An 18,938-nucleotide genomic window follows, 5' to 3' on the forward strand; every position below is an offset into this window, starting at 1 on the left:
GCAATAATCAATAGTTCTTCTTCCCCTGCCTCCCTGCTCCTTTTGGTCACAATATGGCAATATATAAAGTTGTAGCTAACCGCCTACGTAGAGGTTTAACGTGGATACCATTGCAATTCCTGCTTTAAATCGGCTAGTGGATGCCACAGTAGAAATTCCCGGTTCTAAAAGTCTTACCAATCGGGCGTTGCTCGTTGCTGCTTTGGCACAAGGTGATTCCATTTTAGAAAATGCCTTATTTAGTGAAGACAGCGAGTATTTTGCCAAATGCTTAGAGCAATTGGGCATTCCCATTGCTTTGAATCCTCATCAGGCACAAATCCAAGTGGCGGGAAGAGGAGGCGACATTCCAGCTAAACAAGCAGATTTATTTGTGGGTTTGGCAGGCACAGCAGCACGGTTTATCTCGGCGTTGGTGGCACTGGGGAACGGCGAATATCGCCTAGATGGCGTTCCCCGGATGCGAGAACGACCGATGGGTGACATGCTGACGGTGCTGCAAACAGGTGGAGCAACCGTTAACTTTGAGGGAAACTCCGGGTTTATGCCCTATACCCTCTATAGTCGGCAATTCGCTGGTGGAAATTTTCGCTTGAAAGCGAACCAAACAAGTCAGCAACTTTCAGCATTGCTGATGATTGCGCCTTATGCACAACAAGATACTAGCATTGAGGTTGAGGGGACACTAGTTTCTCAATCTTACGTCAAAATGACCTGTCGTTTGATGGCAGATTTTGGCGTTGAGGTGATTCAAATCGGCGATAATCAATTTCAGATTAAAGCAGGTCAACGTTACCAAGCTCGACATTACACAGTAGAACCCGATGCGTCAAATGCTTCTTACTTTTTTGCCGCCGCCGCCGTCACGGGTGGACGGGTGCGCGTCAAGCATTTGACCAAACAATCGTGTCAGGGTGATATTCTGTGGCTGAATGTTTTAGAACAGATGGGTTGCCAAATTAAAGATTCGGATGATTACACGGAAGTAACGGGGCCGAAGCAATTGCAAGGCATCGACATTGATATGAATGATATATCAGATTTAGTGCAAACATTAGGAGCGATCGCGCCCTTTGCCAGTTCACCTGTTACCATCCGCAATGTGGAACATATTCGATATAAGGAAACCGATCGAATTCGAGCTGTGGTTACAGAGTTGCGTCGGCTAGGAGTTGAGGTTGAAGAATTTGCAGATAGACTGAAAATTCAGCCTGGCCCGATTACCCCGGCGACAATTGAAACCTATCACGATCATCGAATGGCCATGGCTTTTGCTGTCACTGGCTTGAAAGTTCCAGGAATTGTAATTAAAGATCCTGGCTGTACAGCGAAAACCTTTCCAGATTACTTTACCCGATTCTTCCAAATGTTAGAACAATAAGAGATTGACCAGTATTCTCGTAGGGGAGCCAGTGCGTTGCGGAGGTTCCCGACGCTCGTTCGCCCTTGGCGTCTCCCCTTGGGAGATGACTCGCTCTAAGCGTTCGCGTAGCGTCTCGTAGAGAAGCCATGCCGCAGGCTTTACGCTGCGCTATCCGTTGTAGCAACTGGCGTTGTGTTATGCCGTAGGCTGACGCACCAACTATTTTTACCTTTCGGATCAGCGCTACCAACCTTCAAGGATAGGGCTGAAACTCTATGTGTAACAATCACTTCAAAATTTTTAACATAAATATCTTATACCGATTACCTGTGAGGTTGCATAGAACGATTTGCTCAAGCCCCAAGCTTGGCCAAGCCTGATTTTATTCAGTTTCACAAATAATTGGTATTAGTTACTGATTAAGTCTTTCATTGGAAAATTTAAATTCGATTTTATTTTACCTCTAATTAAAGTTTGCTTAAACTCATGATTATAAAATAGGGTGACTCCAAATAATTGGAGACTTATTGATTTTTCTGCAAAAGGGAAAAAGCATTAATTTTCATCACTGATTAGAACAGTGATGAATAGCCATTTGGAAATAAGTAAGTTAGAAACAAACTATTTCTATACCTTGCAGTGTGCATCGCTTACAGAAGTTTATGGTGAGAAAAACTGAGATGAAATTGATTCCGCGATTAGTGCTTGCTGCTACTTTAACTTTAGGTTTTGCTACTGTAAATGCAAAATATGCATCTGCTGCAATTATTAATTACGCTTTCACAGTTGATAGTCCCGTAACAAAGGGAAATGGCTTTTTTAGCTTTGATGATTCAACTTTCAGTAATGAAGATAATCCTGTAGCTACCATTAAGTCACTCTCATTCCAGTTTGACGGTAACTCTACTGTTTATACTGAAAAAAATGACACCAAATATCCAGAATTTCCCCTGGTAACTACGTTCTTAACCGGACAATCTTTAGCATTAGACTATCTGTTCAACGATAAATCTAATCCTTCCAGTTCTATAAGTTACGAAATCATTGGTAATGATTTTACAATTTTCTCTAGAACCTCTCCAGATGCGGAACCGATATCAGGTAAAGTTTCGTATACACAAATACCTGAACCTACACCTTTAATTGGTACTCTCTTTGCTTGTGGTCTGGGCTGGATGATGAAGAAAAAAGTAACATCAATGAAAAAGGTTAGATTTTAACCTTGGTTAAGTTGATATTAACGCTTTCTTTGCCAAGGATTAATCTCTTCCTAATATGCTTTGATGTGGCAAAACAACATCTAAGACATTGATGCCAGAAGAAAAATTGGGAATTAAAACCAGATTTTGGTAAGGGAGTTAGTTACGAAGTTTGCCTAAAACCACCCTGCCTTCTTCGTGTTAGCTGTTGCTGCGTTTTAACTTACCTGTTAGTCAGGAGTAGAGAATGGTAGATTACCGGAATTTTGAGCAGTTCCTACACAGTCGAATCAAACGACGCAATTTAATTATCGGGGCAGGAGCATTGTCTGGTTTGGCGATCGCTAACCAATTTCCTGATCAAAGAGCGATGTCTGCCGACAAGCCGCTAGGCGTCTACGCTAGAAGCAGATTTTCCAATTATCCTTTCACTTTGGGTGTAGCATCGGGTGATCCCTATCCCAGTAGCGTAGTGATCTGGACTCGTCTCGCTCCTGAACCCTTAAACGGAGGTGGAATGCCACCTGCTAATGTGCCAATTCGCTGGGAAGTGACAACTGATCCCGACATGAGGCGCATTGTCTCCAGAGGTACGGTACTAGCAACTCCCCAACTAGCTCACTCAGTTCGAGTTGTGGTAGAAGGACTGCAATCTGATACTTGGTACTGGTATCGATTTCTTGTCGGCCAAGAAGCTAGTCCCATTGGCCGCACTCGTACAGCTCCTCTAGCAGGTGGCTACTTAAATAAATTAAACTTTGCCCTTGTCTCCTGTCAGCACTATGAGCAGGGGTACTATACTGCCTACAAATATATTGCCCAGGACGATCTCAGCTTGGTAGTGCATGTTGGAGACTACATCTATGAAGGAGGAATTTCAAAGAATCGCCCCAGACAGCATAATAGTGCAGAAATTGTGACTTTGGAAGATTACCGCAACCGTCACGCCCTCTATAAAACCGATTCCAACCTGCAAGCAGCTCATGCAGCGTTTCCCTGGATTGTTACCTGGGATGACCACGAGGTGGAAAACAACTACGCCAACAACATCTCAGAAATTGATACTGAACCGGATCAGAATCGGGCAATCTTCCTGCAACGGCGGGCTGCTGCCTATCAGGCTTACTACGAACATATGCCACTGCGCCCCTTCTCGCGTCCCGTTGGCCCCGATATGCAACTTTTCCGTCGGCTCTCTTTTGGTAACTTAGCCACCTTCCATGTCCTAGATACCCGCCAATATCGCACCGATCAGCCCTGTGGTGATGGCACTAAAGAACGTTGCCCAGAAAATTTAGATCCGAATGCAACGATTACTGGCAAGCGTCAGGAAGATTGGCTATATGATGGTTTAAATAGGTCACAGGCTAAGTGGAACGTTTTGGCCCAGCAAGTTGTAGTTGCTCAGATAGACACAAAACCAGGGAAAGGCGGAACCTACAGCATGGATAAGTGGGATGGTTATGTGGCTTCCCGCGATCGCCTCATGCGTTTCTTAGAACAGCGCAAACCATCTAATCCAGTAGTCTTATCAGGCGATATCCATTCCAACTGGGCAATGAATTTAAAGGCTGACTTTAATAATCCAGAATCTGCTACAGTCGGGAGTGAATTCGTCTGTACTTCAATAACCTCCGGTGGAGATGGGGCAGATACCACCCCAAATGTTCAAGCTTACTTACCCGATAACCCACACATTAAGTTCTTCAACGGTCAACGGGGGTATGTTCGCTGTGCGCTGACTCCCACAAGCTGCAAGACAGACTATCTAGTTTTATCAAACGTCACAACTCCATTTGGGACGATTAGTAAGCGGGCTTCATTTGTGGTTGAAGATGGTCGTCCCGGAATACAACAAGTTTAATCGTTTAATTCCCAGGTATTGAAACCAGACAATCACAGATGGATACAGATAAATCATTAGTATTTATCTGTATCCATCTGTGTTTTCATTTTCAGAAAATTGACTTTTGTAAAAAGTTTAATCTGTTTCTGCATAGATGATCGCACTTACAGCCGCCATATTTTTCTCAGGCTTTGCAAAGAATCTTCTTGTCGCTGCTCAATAACTGCTGGAGTCCATTCAGATTGTTGTAAAACTTGGGTTGTCAGAACAAAAGGAGAAATCCCTTTTTTGCCAGCAAAATACTTTTCTTTCTTTTTATTAAAATCGTAGTTTTGCGCCTCAGCATTCTTCTTTCGAGAAAGTAACACCAAATTACCTATGCGATGCACATACTGAAGATGCTCTTCATCATTTGGAAACCACTGAAGCCACGTACTGCCTTCGCTTGGGTTCTGAGGAAGTACGTGTTCAACTGTAATAACTGAATAGTCGTACCTCGCTTCCCCTCGAGAAAGCGTAGAGTCAAGACGCAGAAGAACATATATCAGGAGTAGTGTTATCGCCTTTACCTGACACTCATCTCATGTCTGGCGAATTACTTGTGATACCTACGTGACCTCTCAAGAGCAGCCACTCCCCTACTAGGGGAGGAGAGCCTGTAACTTTAGCTATAGGCGGGGTAAGGTTCTCTTATTATGGACAATACAACGGAGATATCAGATTGAAAATCTCTTTCCCTGTCACCTGTTTTCAAGCTAAATATCAGATTTTTCCGGTTGAGTCAAAATATAAGTGAATAATTACTTTACATTGAATATGTATAGCTTAAACTCATGGAACTACCCCAACGCGTATCAGTCCGCTACAAAGACGCGTCCTTCAATACTAATGAAATCCGCTTGAGAACCTTCCGGCTTGGGTTACAAATATGGGAAGAACAAACCAAACCTAGAAAAACAGAGCTTTATCAGTTTATATCGTCTTGCTTGAAACAAGTTGACCGCCAAGATCGTTTTATGTTTTCTCTACTGTTCATAGAGTTAACAGACCTCATACGCAATTCTTCGCTGGAAAGAGGAACGAAAGAGGTTCTGATTAAAACAGCTTTTAGGGAGTTTGGTTGTGCAATAACAGATTTTGAAGACGCTGCTAAATAAAGTTGGTCATAAGGGTGCTGGTATTGCGTAGGCATAGCCAAACCCAGGTATTGGCTTTAAGTCAGCTAACGTAATTGAGTAGGATATTTATAGTAAGCAGTTTTCCAATCAGATTAGTTTTTTTGCTGAATGCGCGGATGGGTAGGTGTTGGGGAAGGGATGACTAGAAAAATGGCTGAATTGTCCTATATGCAAGAACTTGAGAGCTTTAGCATTTGTAAACCATCCGCGCACCTTATGTGGATTAGTTTTCAGCCATTTGTCTCTAGCCAAATCACAACTCCTGATGTTATGATTTCTGCATTCGCGCAACCGAACCTTGAAAACCAAATAAGACAAGGCTTCCAGAAGCTAGCGATTGCAATTACCTAAAATCCCTATTAGGAATTGAAACCACTTTGAGGCATCAATTCGGCTCCCAATATTTAGATTGTAATTACCTAAAATCCCTATTAGAGATTGAAACGCCACAAATTGCAGTCAGAATTGCGGGACGTAAAAATTGCAATTACCTAAAATCGCTATTAGGGATTGAAACGAGGATATCGGTTGCAGTCGTTGGTTCAGTGCTTTCATTTGATTCAAAAAGTGCATTGAGAGCAGCTCGTTACACAACTCAAAGCCCTTGACGTCCTTTAATTTCTCTTCGCGAAGTGCTGTTCTTCGTTCTATACTCATTTCAACAAACAATTAGACATTAATAATCATTTATTCGACAAGCCGTCTTTACTTTTTTGCAGTGGTTTTACCCAAGCATTACACGTTTTCCTAAATAGCCGTAACAGAAAAAATTGAGATGTGTAGACCAATGCTCTATCCCACCACCGCTTGGCAATGGTTTTGAATAATTACCTCTAAATATAGGAATCCGACTTCAGTTTTACTAGGCTGCCCTGAGGGTATAACCCATCTCAGGTCAGGTTTTGACCGTTATCCAATTTCAAAAATCAAATATAAATTATAGTATTAGTGACAAAAGTAACCATTTAAGCATGACTTTTCTCACAGGCGTGTACCTGATTATTCCGATTAAATTGAGAGTACACAAATCAACTAATGCAAGGCAGATAAAGGATATATGAACCGCTTTAAATCTATTCTTCTTGGAAGCTTATTAGCAACTGCTTCAATTGCTGCTCTTTCTCAAAATGCTAATGCTGCTGAATTTAAATCTGAGCATGATCATTTGAATCGCAATACTGTAGCTTTTAATAACAGTAGAATCCAACGCGAACATCAAATCCGTGAACGACATGCTCGTGAATTGCGTGAACGTCAAGCCCGTGAACGACATGCTCGTGAATTGCGTGAACGTCAAGCCCGTGAACGACATGCTCGTGAATTGCGTGAACGTCAAGCTCACTTTCATCGCTAAAAAAAGAAATTCTCGCCCATATTGCCTTAGGAGAGTAGCAGTACTCTCCTTTTTTTTGTTGGCATAAATTTTTAAATGGAAATTAAGGCTAGAAAAGCTTGTTATATATAACTTTCAGCTTTTTACTTTCTTCTGCTTTACCAAAATATAAGGAAGCTACTTTGATGTCCTGCACTTAAATGGTATTTTGGAGGAGTCACAAGGGTAATTATAATGCTTCTGTGTTGAGTCCAATACAGACCTAACAAAAGCAAGCTAGCAAGAGCGTCTCCAAGAGTTGCAATTCGCTTGCGGTTTGGGATTGCCAGGCTCCGTACCCTACGGGAACGCCTGCCGTAGGATGCCCGTTCGCGTAGCGTCTCCTTTAGGAGAAGGGCTGTAGGGCGTACGCAATGACATAAGTATTAAGTGGGACATGACAAGCTAAAACACATTTAATTTGCATATTAAATTTTCTCAATATCTTGTGGGGTGAGCATCTTGCCCGCCCTAATTATGCAACTCGAATGCCGATTAGCTTATTAAACTTGTCCGCCAGATAAATTGGTGAGAAAAACAGGTGGTAGCTAAAAATTATCCAGACTACCACCATGCGAAATAGAATCTTAACCTGTCACGAGCGATCGCTAATAAAGAGATGCCAACACCTTATCTGCTGCTGCCCGGAATGCAGTTGCTGCACCAGCACTCATATCGCGTGGCGCACAGATGCGATTTCTCACATAAGCGAGTGTGATCGCTCCAACCGCAGACACAATCGGATCGGCATTGTCTTTGCCGCCCACGCGCCCCCACGGCAATGCTGCACCATTCGCATTGATGAGATAGTCAGCCAGCAATCTGAGGTGAAAATCAACCGCTTCTTTAACGGCTGTTGTGTCGCCATTGACCGCCAATGCTTGTACCCCAGAGTTTTTCAGGATGTCTCCTAAAGCAACTTCTCGGTTATCAGTCAACCTCTCAGCCGCTTCTGCCCGAAATTGGATTTCTTGGCTAACTGCTGGGTCAGGCGCTAAGGGATTGCCGATTGGTGTCACGCCCCATCTGCGACGCAAGAGTAAATTGTTGGTCGTATCATCCGATTTGACGCGGTGATAGGCGGGACGCTGTTTAAGTGCTTCAAACCAAGCGTTGATGCGAGGATACCGGGGATTTCCCTTGAGTTGATATCCCCGATAAACGGGTAAGTTAGCTGCCAATCGGTCTAAATGGGGGCTATAAGTAATATCTACTAAGCTAAAGGTTGACAAAAAGTAGGGGCCAGGATATTTTCCGAGAAGTTGCTCCAACTGGTCTAATTTTGCTTCAAAAGCTGCCTTTAAGCTTGCTAATTCATGAGGATCTTCAGGGGCTTGTCTCAGGAATTTGTAGGCTATTTGTACACCATTGGTTTCAGCGTCTTCAAGCCACTGCCTAGCAACGGCGTTTTCCTCTGGGTCTTCGGGAAGCAAGGTAGACCCAAATCGTTCTTCTAATGCTAACAGAATGTCTTTGGATTCATAGACTAACTTTCCCTCAATTTTGGCAGCCGGGACAAGGGTTGTGGGAACTAAATCCGTATACCATTTAGGTTTGTTAGTCAAGTCGATAAACTCTGTCGCAAAAGGAATTTCTTTTTCTTCCAGAGCAAACCAAACCCGTTCGCAAAATGGACACCAAGAGTTAGTATCCCGGTAGAGCAGTACTGGTGGTTCTGTATCTGGAGGCAGTTTATGAAGACTGCTAGGGATGGGAGCAGTAGAAGGGGACTGTCCTGCTCTACGCACCCGTCGAGCAGAGGTATTTTTTTGAGCAATTTCTAACAGTTGTTCCCAATTAGATACTGTGTCTTGAATTGACATATTTCACCTGAATTTAAGTTAACTTTGACTAATTTCTTAATTTGAGGGTACCAATTTATGTGGTGGAATAGAGATATAGATAAAAATTGGCACAAAAAATTTATTCGTCAACCTTTTTAACTTCTATCTAAAATATGCACAGATGTGAATAACGATGTCTACTACAACGCAAAATAGCAAACTTTTTATAGATAGTAGCCCTCAAACTATAAACTGGTATATTTATTGCCATGTTTATAGCTTTTAAACAGATAAAAACCTAAATTATTAAACCATGACTATTAACTCCGGTAAGTTTACAAATTTACCGGAGTTAATGGTGATTATCACATGAAAATAGTTTGAAAGCAAGATTTAATATATCTATTTTTTGACTTGTTTAAGTCGGTAAAATTAGAAAAACCTCTATAAATTCCAGTCACAGAGAGGATAGAAAGCTTAAATCAAAAAATGCATATAAACTAAAAGGTGTTTAAAGTCAAGCTAATAGCTGCTAGTAATTTCTAATACTTGCAATTTCATCCAGTGTAGCCCAAGAGAGAAGCATCCCATCCAATTAAAGCGCTACCAAAAACTAGCCATGCAGCATTGATGCTTAAGTAAATAGCTAAAATTGCTGAGACGATCGCGATCGCCAAGCCGAGAAAATCTACAAATGGGGCTTGTGGTAATGTTAAAGTGGCTGCCAGCAGTTGCAGTGTTATATTGAGATATATTTTATACATACATACTAGTAATTCCGTTCAAAATCTATGGTTTTCCGTAGTGAAAGTTCTGTAACAGTTCGCTTATATCATTTGCCTACATGAGATAATTTCCTCTTAATTGTTCGACATAGAGAAAATTAGCTCAATATTTGTATGCAGCAAGTATCAAGCGATAGTGTGGAGTTACCAATTCATATCAGTGCTAAAACAGTTGCTCTACGTTTAGGTGTTACAGTTATGTGCCTCACCTTAGCAGGGATTTTAAGTGGCTATTTCTGGCTCTCGAAGTTTCCCCTCCTAGCTTCCAAATGGTTTTACGAACTATTTAACCTAGATGGAGAATTTAATATACCTGCCTGGTATTCTTCATTCACTCTATTATTTTGTTCGGGGTTACTTAAAGTAATTACCGCTATGAAGACGAAAGACCACTATTTTGCTTACTGGAAAACTCTATCTTTGACATTTTTATATTTGAGTTTGGATGAAGCATTTAGTTTTCATGAGATTTTGATCATTCCGTCAGTGCGACAATCACTTCATCTCAATCCTGTATTTTATGAAACCTGGGTTATCCCTGGTATTGTTTTAGTGGGAGTTTTTGCATTTAAATATCTAAAATTTTTGCTCCATCTCCCTCACAAGACTCGGTATTTATTTCTGATTGCCGTAATTGTTTATGTGGGTGGAGGCTTAGGTATGGAAATGGTGGGTGGACTTTTGAGAGTAGATTTTGGGCGACGCACCCTAATAACGTTAACTGGCATAATTGTTGAAGAGTCTTTGGAAATGGTCGGAATTGTGATTTTTATTTATGCGCTACTAGCTTATCTTAGTAGCTTGAGAGAAAGCATTCAACTGAAAATCTATGTATCTGAAAAGTGATATGAAGTCAAGATAATCATATGATCTCCCGCAAATTAACCAATCATGGCTATTTAGCTTCTAGCAAAGTCCAGAAATAGCTATCTGGCGCAACAAAGGAGAAACTAGTCTCGCCAAACTCATTATTAATGATATCTGTAACTTTTTCTACAGTACTTGCTTTGATGCGATCGCAATACTCCTGTATTCCCTTAACTCGATAGGTATATAAAGACATACCTAAGCTACCTGGTTGGGCTGCCTCAAAGCGCGATTCTAAATTAATATCTTCTGGGAATCGAATGATGTAAAGCCTACCACTGCGTGCAGCCATCAGGTCAGATTTAGAAGAACGGGGATCATCAAAGGTCGTAACAATAAACTTTTCACCAGGGTTAAGGTCAAAAATATCTCGACCTGCTGGCGAAGATTCATAGCTAGTTTCGACACCATCACGCACACGCAGCAAACCCAAAACTTCTTCATAAAACTTCAGGGTTTCTTTGCTGTCATCCTGAACGATGATTCCCATGTGGGTAAACTGACTAGCCTTGAGAGCAGCATTATGGTTAACTTGTCCGTAATCCGGCAGTGTATAACCAAACCGTTGAAATAAAACCTGTCGAGCTAAGGGTTGCAGTAGCAGCATTTCTCGCACACCAATTGCTGGCTCAATAAAAGGACGGCTTTTCCTCTCTTTGTTGTAGATGACTTCCCAATAAGGGTTAGTGTGCCTAATAGGCAAACCTGCGGCTTTTGCATCCTCTATATGATTTAAGATAGTTAAAACATCCGCTGTTAAACTTGTTGCCCAGCGATTTCCTTTAATTTTCATCGACGCTGTTCCCAAACCTTGATGCGTGGGGTTTTGCCAAACCATCAGCCGAATCAAACCATGATCTGAATTTTGATGGTAGAGGCGGATTGAGCGTAAAGATGAATTCACCCCATATAATCGATTAGCTACATCTGCGGTTAATTCACCCACTTGACCAATGCGATAGCCAAATTGCTCCCAATACTGAATTGCAGAAATTGGCTCTGGGATGCCAATACAGACTTCATAGATCCCTTCAATTGCAGTTTGTTGTTCTTGAGTCATAATCAGTGCTGAGTTAGGAGTTATTAGTTTTCCTCGTACCCATGCTTTGCATAGGAAGGAGAGAAAAGCAAGGATTCGAGTATTCAAAACGACTTTTTACAGCAGTTTTTATTTAAGTAAGTCGGCTAGAAAAATTCAATGTATATGAAGAAATATAAATTGTCAGTAGGGTGTGTTAGCCTACTCTGTAACGCACCTTGAATTGTTGACAGTGCGTTGTCGCATAGCACAACGCAATGCCAGTTGTTACAACGGATAGCGCAGCGTAAAGCCTGCGACATAGCAACTTTTAGAGAGCCTAATGGGAGGCTCCGCCTCAAGACTTGCGGCAGAGCCGCTATGAGGTACATTTCTAGCCAGAGGCTAGAAACGAGGTTTTAAAGGAATTTTAGCTTAAGTTGACACGTGTGGGCGTTGCTGTGCCTATAAGGCGTGGTCTATTTACCTAAAAATAGCTGTAAACATTTATAAAATTTATGTAAAGCTTAAGTATTATTAAGCTCCAAAGTTTTCTTGAGTAAGCTATAAGTTTAAATTATCTATTTTAAAAAGCATTTCTTTAATATAAAAGTGTTTTTTTTACCAAAAAATTGGATATTGAAATTTAACTTAACGACGATGCCACCTTAAGCTAAAAAGTATCGCAACATTTACCAAAAAAATCAGTAGTTTTGAAAAAATATTTGATTAAAAGTTACAAGTATATTTCAATGTATTATAAATCGCATTTATTTGAGATTTTGAAGATTTGGTAAAGAAGTTTACATAACCTTTCGCTCATGATAATTAAATAATTACAGCTTGGTTAAAAAAAATTTGGAGAAAAAACAAAATATTTGACCTAATTACTTACCATTTGGGTAATCCATTCAGGCATTTTCAGGAAATAAATTGTCTAATTTTGTAAAGTAGGTGTCTCGTTCGCCCGTAACCAAAGCCGGGTTTTTCGACCCAGCCCACAATAAATAGTTAGATATTTTTTTATTTGGAAATCCGTAACAAAATCAATAATTAATGTTTTGTAAATAGGATTACCTAAATAGCAAGTAATCTACATTGAACTGATGAATAGTCCTTTGACTAAGGCTGAACTTACGTATTCGTGAAGAAATTCAGGAGAAATAACATGGCATTTATTTTCGGCACTACAAGTCCTGACAATCTCTTTGGGACTTCGGGAAATGACACGATAGTTGGTTGGGCTGTTGGTGGTAATGCCAATAGTACCTCCGGTAATGACACCTTGAATGGTGCAGCTGGTAATGATTCCCTCGCTGGTGGGACAGGAAACGACAGTCTAATCGGTGGAGATGGCAATGACACAGTTGATGGAGGCACAGGAAACGACATTTTAATCGGTAGTGCAGGAAACGACACCTTCAAAGGCAGTCAGGGTAACGACAGCATTAATGGTGGAGATGGCTTTGATACCGCAGACTACAGTCAACTAGGTCAAACTATTACCTTGTCAGGTGTCGGTACCATTCAAAAAGCCGGTGGATTGGGGCAAGATCAACTCTTTAAAGTAGAAAAGGTTATTGCTAATGCTAATGTTGCCAACAACACCATAGACGCATCTCAATCTTTGCCTGGGGTATTTATCACCGTTAATTTGCAAACCCAAAATTTGGCTGCCAATAATGTTCCTGGTTTGGGAAGATTGCCATTTACTGTAGTCAACTTTGATAATGTCATCGGCACAAATGCAAATGACATTATTGTTGGCGACAACCAAAATAACCGATTATCCGGTAATAATGGCAATGACACACTTGATGGCGGCACAGGTACTGACACCTTGAATGGGGGAGCAGGTAACGACACTTACATTGTTGACACTGCTACTGACATCATTACGGAGGCTGCTAATTCAGGCACAGATATCGTCCGGTCTTCTGTCACCTACACACTAGGCGCCAATATAGAGAATCTGAGGCTGACGGAAAGTAGCGATATCAGCGGGACAGGTAACAGTCTTAACAACCTCCTTTTTGGTAATACTTCTAACAACACTTTGAATGGTGGAGGAGGCAATGACACTCTAGATGGTAATAATGGCAATGATATCCTCAATGGTGGTGACGGCAATGATAGTCTACAGGGCGGGCCAGGCAATGACGTACTCAATGGAGGGTCTGGAGACGACATCCTCATTGGTGTTTTCCCTGGTAGTCCGCTTCCACCTGGATTAGGGGAAACTGATCAGCTGACTGGCGGACCTGGGGCAGACAGATTTATCTTGGGGGACGCTGTAAATGCTTTCTACGACGATAACAATACTGCGAATCCTGGTTTTGGGGACTTGGCTAGTATCACTGACTTCGACCCTAGCCAAGATCAAATTGAACTCAATGGACTTCCAGAGGACTACCGTCTGCAAGTTGTTGGAAGCAACACACGAATATTCTTAGACAAACCCGGAGCAGAGCAAGATGAAATCATAGGTATTGTGCAGGGGGTAGTGGGTCTCACACTTAGTAGTAACAACTTCACTTTTTTATAAGCAGGAAAATGCTGGAGAAGGTACAAACAACACACTCGGCAGCGCTGAAGGGTTGGGTTCCTTCCTTATCATCAGGCTCAGGCGTTAATCTTTCAGCTCAGTTAGCAACAGTTCAACCGGGGAACACGGCAATCTTTCCCCCCTTACCCAACAAGAGATTATTTAGCAAGTCAGTACCCATTGCTCATTTCATTCCGTAATTTCTAAAGCTTTTTCCCTGATTAACAAGATTTAGCCACAAAATCATCTGAGTATTCGATGAAGAAAATAATGAATAGCACCAAATCATTCAACCAAGTTAAACGCAGATTTACTGATAAGTTCGTTCTAAAAACGTGCTTTTTAGTTGCAAAAACACTGTTATTTACAATAGTGATGCTAAATAATGGCACTAGTGTAGTAAATGCTGCACCTCAAGCCTTGCGTTCTGATATTAAGATTCGCAAGATTCTGTCTACATTATCGACCATCTCTCCTTCTGTTCGGATTGCAAAAGATCCACGAAACAATACCCTCTATTACTTAAAAAGAAATGGTGAGATTTATCAAGTTAATTTAGCCTTATCTACTAGTACACTTGTGTACAACTCTAGTAATCATAAGCTAGATGAAACTCAAGGTATGGCTATTGGTCCTGACGGGACAATTTATTTAGTTGGCAATGCAGACCTTGTGAATGACCAGACCAAAGCAATTATTGTTAAAGGGGTAATTAACTCAGGTAAAGGAGAGCGCATTTGGTCTGTTTTGGCTACGAGTGCAGGCTATCCTAAAAGCAAAACAGCCTATGACCATCGCTTCAACGGCGTGGTTGTTAGCCCAGATGGTAAGTTTATCTATGTGAATAGCGGTTCTCGTACTGATCATGGTGAGGTTCAGTCTGCTGATGGTCTATATCCCAATACTCGCGAAGTAGGATTAACCGCCTGTATACTCCGCCTTCCTAGTAATGGCCAAAATCTCTTTCTTGCAAACAATCGAGCAACCTTAAAGACAGCTGGCTATATTTTTGCAGAAGGAACACGCAATACTTTCGATATGGCCTTTGCGTCTAATGGGGACTTGTTTGGCACCGAAAATGGTCCCGATCGCGACATGTCAGAAGAATTAAATTGGCTACGTCTAGGTCATAATTACGGTTTTCCCTGGCGTATAGGCGGGACAGACAATCCCCAACAATTCCCGAATTATAATCCTCTCAAAGACCTTTTGCTAAATCCTAAATTTACCGCAGTTAAAAAAGCCTACTATTATAACGATCCAAGCTTTCCGGCTCGGCCTAATATCACCCTGACTGAACCAATTCGTAATTTGGGACCGGACGCAGACAGTTTCCGCGATCCTCAAGATGGCAAAGTCAAAGACGCTAGTGTTCTTGGAGTAACTTTTAGCACTTTTACAGCACACCGTTCTCCTTTGGGGTTAATTTTTGAAACACAAGGAGCAATGAGTCCAGAATTCAACAGAAATGGATTCGTATTGGGTTGGACACAAGGCGACCCCACTGGTGAAACACTAGCAGGCCCTTTTAAAGATCCCAGCCAAGATCTGTTGGATTTGAAATTGATTAAAGTAGGAACTACCAACTATCAACTTCAAGCCAAGCGCATTGTCCAAGGCTTCAGCAATCCCATTGATACTGAGATTATCGGCAATAAGATTTATGTTCTGGAATACGGTGGGATTCAAGGAATTTGGGAAATTTCTATGCCCACAAAGTAAATCTGAATTTAGTTTATATTGTTCAAAGTTTTGGTTGATATAGCCAGAATGCGTAGGCGTACACCGTCGCTGCGATCGCATCCTAAATGTGCAATAATTCCCCTCGAACTGGAAATCGCTGGCTCATAACAGAAAATCCTATTCCTGTTAGAGAGCATTCGCCTTTGGAGGAAAACTTTTTGATTTACTGAAATTATGCAGAAATTGGAGTTCAGATGTGGTGAGGTCGCGCCATTGACCCAATTGTAGGTCATGTAATTGTAAGTGGGCTATGCTAACCCTGACCAGTCGCAAAGTCGGAAACCCTACAGCCGCAGTCATGCGCCGTACTTGGCGATTTTTTCCCTCTGTCAAAGTCATTTCTAGCCAAGCTGTCGCTACATTTTTGCGAAATCTAATCGGCGGAGTGCGTTCAGGTAGCTGTGGTTCTTCTGGTAAAAGCCTAACTTCTGCTGGTTGAGTGCGGTAATCTTGAATTTCCACACCTGTTTGCAACCTTTTTATCGCATCTGCATCTGGAATTCGCTCTACTTGTACCCAGTAACTACGTTTATGACCAAAACGCGGATGGGCGAGGCGATGTTGCAATTGCCCATCGTTCGTTAACAGCAGCAACCCTTCACTATCCCAGTCTAAGCGTCCCACAGGATACACATCAGGTACATCAATATAATCTTTCAGGGTGCTATGTGTGGGAGCATCTTTTGTAAACTGGCACAGAACGCCATAGGGTTTGTAAAAAATAATATATCGGTAATGATTTGTCATTGGGGATTGGGCATTGGGCGAATGGCACTAAGAAAAGCCGAAAGGCTTGTGTAACCTTGTTCCCAGTCTTCAGACTGGGAACGAGTTACAACAGGCTTTGCCTCTGGTCAAGAAAGAGGAGGCGGAACCTCCAAGGATGGGTTGCCAGCCTTGAGGCTGGGAACCAGTTAGGGCAAGGGTTGTATTTTAACTTAGTGCCATTGGGCATTGTTATTCTTATTCTTCTCTTGCTCCTCTGCTCCCTGCTTCTATTCTCTAACGGAACTTAAACATTTTTGAGTGGAAAATAAGCCTTCAAATACGCCCCCACATTAAGATACGTTTATAGGGGAAAAAGAATGGACGCTCATCTTCTAGCAACTCGAACAGTTTCTGCTGATAACGTTGTACAAATCGTTCATAGGTTTGGGCATCTAGCTGCGATTCATATGCCGTTAGCAGTGTCCCACGATACCACTCTACTACGGCTTCTCGTGAAGGTAGCACATGTCCATAAATCTGAAGCTTTACTTCTTGCTTCAAAAACCCCAATTTATAAAGCAGTTTGGCGTATGTTTCTGGAGAAAGTACCTCTAAACGCCGCACATATCCTCCCAATTCTTGACTAAATTCCTTTGCAGTCTCAACTGCTATCTTATGCACTGGCTCATTATTCATCGTTGGTATTTGTATAGCAAGCTGTCCACCAGGTTGTAACTTGCCCCGCAATTTCTCAAATAACGCCTCATGTTCCGTCAACCACTGCAATGCCGCATTAGAAAATATCAGATCAAACTTCCCATCTCCTGGGTTTTCCTCAATTTTTCCTTGCTCAAACCGTAGTCCGTTACCTTCCAACTGACGAGCCTTTTGCAGCATTTTCTCAGAAGCATCTATCCCTAAAGTCTCCTGTGCTGCTAGGGTGTCGTGCAGATACTTCGTTAACTTTCCGGTTCCACATCCTAAATCGAGAACTCGTAAGTTTTCTTGCCGATGTACCATGTCTACCAAGTCGTAGAACGGACGACTTCTCTCGGACTCAAATCGTTCGTATAGTTCTGGATTCCATTTATCTGGCATCTCTTGATAATTCCTAATTCGTAATTTGTAAGCCGTATTTTTTGATGTAAGCGACAAAAAACGATATCGTCAGAAATTGTGGGTTGAAATTTGCTTAAGATACGCACCCAATACTTCGACGTTGCTCAGTACAAGTGCCCTATGACTAACTACTTTCGCTCTAATGTTAATGCAATGGCTAGCTACATTCCCGGTGAGCAGCCTCAACGCGGTACACAGATAATTAAACTCAACAGCAACGAGAACCCCTATCCTCCTTCCCCTGCGGCACTAGCTGTATTGCAGAATATCGATGGCGAGTGGTTGCGCCGATATCCAGAACCTTTCGGCGGGGAATTTCGGCAAGCTGCAAGTAAAGTTTTAGGAGTTCCTAGTGATTGGATCATTGTCGGAAATGGCAGTGATGAATTGTTGAGCGTGATAATTCGAGCTTGTGCAGAACCTGGAAAAAAAGTAGTTTATCCGATGCCAACTTACGTGCTATATCGCACATTAACAGAAATGCAAGCTGCGGAAATTATTGAGATTCCCTACAGCGAGGACTACAGTTTACCTTTGAAAGAACTGGTTGCTGTCGATGGTTCTGTGACATTTATTGCGTCGCCTAATAGTCCATCGGGGCATGTGGTAGCAACAAATGATCTGCGAAAATTAGCCAGCCAGTTATCTGGAGTTTTAGTGATTGACGAAGCATATGTAGATTTTACCGAAGAGAATGCATTGGGTTTGGTAAAGGAATACGAAAACGTCATCGTAATTCGTACACTTTCTAAAGGGTACTCATTAGCGGGATTGCGGCTGGGCTTTGGAGTCGCAAATCCCAAACTGTTGCAGGGATTGTTTAAGGTGAAGGATAGCTATAACATTGATGCGATCGCTTGTGCAATTGGCTCTGCTGCAATTACCGATCAAGCTTATAAAAATGCTTGTGTGGCAAAGATTAAAACATCACGGACTAAGTTAGCAACGGACTTAAAACAATTAGGTTTTCATCTTTGGGATTCTCAAGCTAACTTTTTGTTAGCACAGCCAAGAGAAGGAAACGCAGAATATCTCTATCAAAAACTGAAGGAACGGGGAATTTTAATCCGCTACTTCAAGCAGCCTGGACTAGATGATAAGTTACGCATTACTGTTGGTACTGATGAGCAAAATCAGGCTTTAGTGGAGGCGTTGATTTATTTTTTAGAGACTAGACCTCTTGCAAAAATCCTTGAATCACCCCTCCCCAACCCTCCCCTTTACAAGGGGAGGGCGCAAGATTTTAAGTTTCCCCTCTTATAAGGGACTTCCAAGGAATAAAATCACCAATTACGATAATGATAATCATTATAAGTAGGAAGGAGAAGCAGCCGCAGGCTGCTTCTCCTTCCCTTTTTGTAGTAAATTCAATAAGGAGTGAAAATTTTGGGTTTTTGGAGTGTCGATAGAA

15 protein-coding genes are annotated in these 18,938 nt (G+C 41.8%); 9 read left to right on the forward strand and 6 right to left on the reverse strand.

Going from position 1 to position 18,938, the window contains the following annotated elements; genetic code table 11:
* Positions 1-100 precede the first annotated feature (100 nt).
* The 3 genes from aroA to V7K35_RS21790 all read left to right on the forward strand — a co-directional run bounded on the left by aroA (position 101) and on the right by V7K35_RS21790 (position 4,426).
* Positions 101-1,381, forward strand: a complete 1,281-nt coding sequence (gene aroA / locus V7K35_RS21780) for a 3-phosphoshikimate 1-carboxyvinyltransferase (RefSeq protein ID WP_335081519.1) — start codon at positions 101-103, stop codon at positions 1,379-1,381.
* Positions 1,382-2,043: 662 nt separating this feature from the next.
* Positions 2,044-2,583 carry a PEP-CTERM sorting domain-containing protein gene (locus V7K35_RS21785; protein WP_335081521.1) on the forward strand — a complete coding sequence of 180 codons (540 nt, stop codon included), beginning with the start codon at positions 2,044-2,046 and terminating at the stop codon, positions 2,581-2,583.
* A 226-nt stretch (positions 2,584-2,809) separates the two neighbouring features.
* Positions 2,810-4,426, forward strand: a complete 1,617-nt coding sequence (locus V7K35_RS21790; RefSeq protein WP_335081523.1) for an alkaline phosphatase D family protein — start codon at positions 2,810-2,812, stop codon at positions 4,424-4,426.
* A 146-nt stretch (positions 4,427-4,572) separates the two neighbouring features.
* Here the strand turns inward: V7K35_RS21790 and V7K35_RS21795 are convergent, their stop codons facing one another.
* Complete coding sequence (locus tag V7K35_RS21795) at positions 4,573-4,968, reverse strand: HNH endonuclease family protein (protein ID WP_335081554.1); 396 nt, start codon at positions 4,966-4,968, stop codon at positions 4,573-4,575.
* Between the two features lie 273 nt (positions 4,969-5,241).
* Between V7K35_RS21795 and V7K35_RS21800 the strand changes: the two genes are divergently transcribed.
* Together V7K35_RS21800 and V7K35_RS21805 are read left to right on the forward strand one after the other, a co-directional pair.
* Positions 5,242-5,565, forward strand: a complete 324-nt coding sequence (locus V7K35_RS21800) for a hypothetical protein (RefSeq protein WP_298903980.1) — start codon at positions 5,242-5,244, stop codon at positions 5,563-5,565.
* A 1,078-nt stretch (positions 5,566-6,643) separates the two neighbouring features.
* Positions 6,644-6,940, forward strand: a complete 297-nt coding sequence (locus V7K35_RS21805) for a hypothetical protein (protein ID WP_334794805.1) — start codon at positions 6,644-6,646, stop codon at positions 6,938-6,940.
* A gap of 626 nt (positions 6,941-7,566) precedes the next feature.
* On the opposite strand, the gene V7K35_RS21810 is transcribed toward V7K35_RS21805, so the two are convergent.
* Together V7K35_RS21810 and V7K35_RS21815 are read right to left on the reverse strand one after the other, a co-directional pair.
* Positions 7,567-8,781, reverse strand: coding sequence for a glutathione S-transferase family protein (locus V7K35_RS21810; RefSeq protein WP_335081526.1), 1,215 nt, complete (start codon positions 8,779-8,781; stop codon positions 7,567-7,569).
* Between the two features lie 518 nt (positions 8,782-9,299).
* Entirely contained in the window at positions 9,300-9,506 is a 207-nt protein-coding gene (locus V7K35_RS21815) for a hypothetical protein (RefSeq protein ID WP_335081528.1), read from the reverse strand.
* Between the two features lie 135 nt (positions 9,507-9,641).
* Between V7K35_RS21815 and V7K35_RS21820 the strand changes: the two genes are divergently transcribed.
* The gene (locus tag V7K35_RS21820; RefSeq protein ID WP_335081530.1) at positions 9,642-10,373 is read left to right on the forward strand and encodes a hypothetical protein; all 732 of its coding nucleotides are present in this window, start codon (positions 9,642-9,644) and stop codon (positions 10,371-10,373) included.
* A gap of 49 nt (positions 10,374-10,422) precedes the next feature.
* On the opposite strand, the gene V7K35_RS21825 is transcribed toward V7K35_RS21820, so the two are convergent.
* The gene (locus tag V7K35_RS21825; protein ID WP_335081532.1) at positions 10,423-11,454 is read right to left on the reverse strand and encodes a VOC family protein; all 1,032 of its coding nucleotides are present in this window, start codon (positions 11,452-11,454) and stop codon (positions 10,423-10,425) included.
* A gap of 1,126 nt (positions 11,455-12,580) precedes the next feature.
* Here V7K35_RS21825 and V7K35_RS21830 point away from each other — a divergent pair.
* Positions 12,581-13,957, forward strand: coding sequence for a calcium-binding protein (locus tag V7K35_RS21830; RefSeq protein WP_335081534.1), 1,377 nt, complete (start codon positions 12,581-12,583; stop codon positions 13,955-13,957).
* 375 nt (positions 13,958-14,332) lie between these two features.
* Entirely contained in the window at positions 14,333-15,679 is a 1,347-nt protein-coding gene (locus V7K35_RS21835; protein ID WP_335081536.1) for a PQQ-dependent sugar dehydrogenase, read from the forward strand.
* A gap of 147 nt (positions 15,680-15,826) precedes the next feature.
* Here V7K35_RS21835 and V7K35_RS21840 read toward each other — a convergent pair whose 3' ends face one another.
* Positions 15,827-16,447, reverse strand: a complete 621-nt coding sequence (locus V7K35_RS21840; RefSeq protein WP_335081538.1) for an rRNA large subunit pseudouridine synthase E — start codon at positions 16,445-16,447, stop codon at positions 15,827-15,829.
* A gap of 294 nt (positions 16,448-16,741) precedes the next feature.
* The gene (locus tag V7K35_RS21845) at positions 16,742-17,506 is read right to left on the reverse strand and encodes a methyltransferase domain-containing protein (protein ID WP_335081540.1); all 765 of its coding nucleotides are present in this window, start codon (positions 17,504-17,506) and stop codon (positions 16,742-16,744) included.
* Positions 17,507-17,647: 141 nt separating this feature from the next.
* Between V7K35_RS21845 and hisC the strand changes: the two genes are divergently transcribed.
* A complete protein-coding gene (hisC, locus tag V7K35_RS21850; protein ID WP_335081542.1) occupies positions 17,648-18,790 on the forward strand; it encodes a histidinol-phosphate transaminase in 1,143 nt (380 codons plus the stop codon).
* The last annotated feature ends 148 nt before the right edge of the window (positions 18,791-18,938 follow it).

It is taken from the genome of Nostoc sp. (assembly GCF_036917275.1).
Lineage (GTDB): Bacteria > Cyanobacteriota > Cyanobacteriia > Cyanobacteriales > Nostocaceae > Nostoc.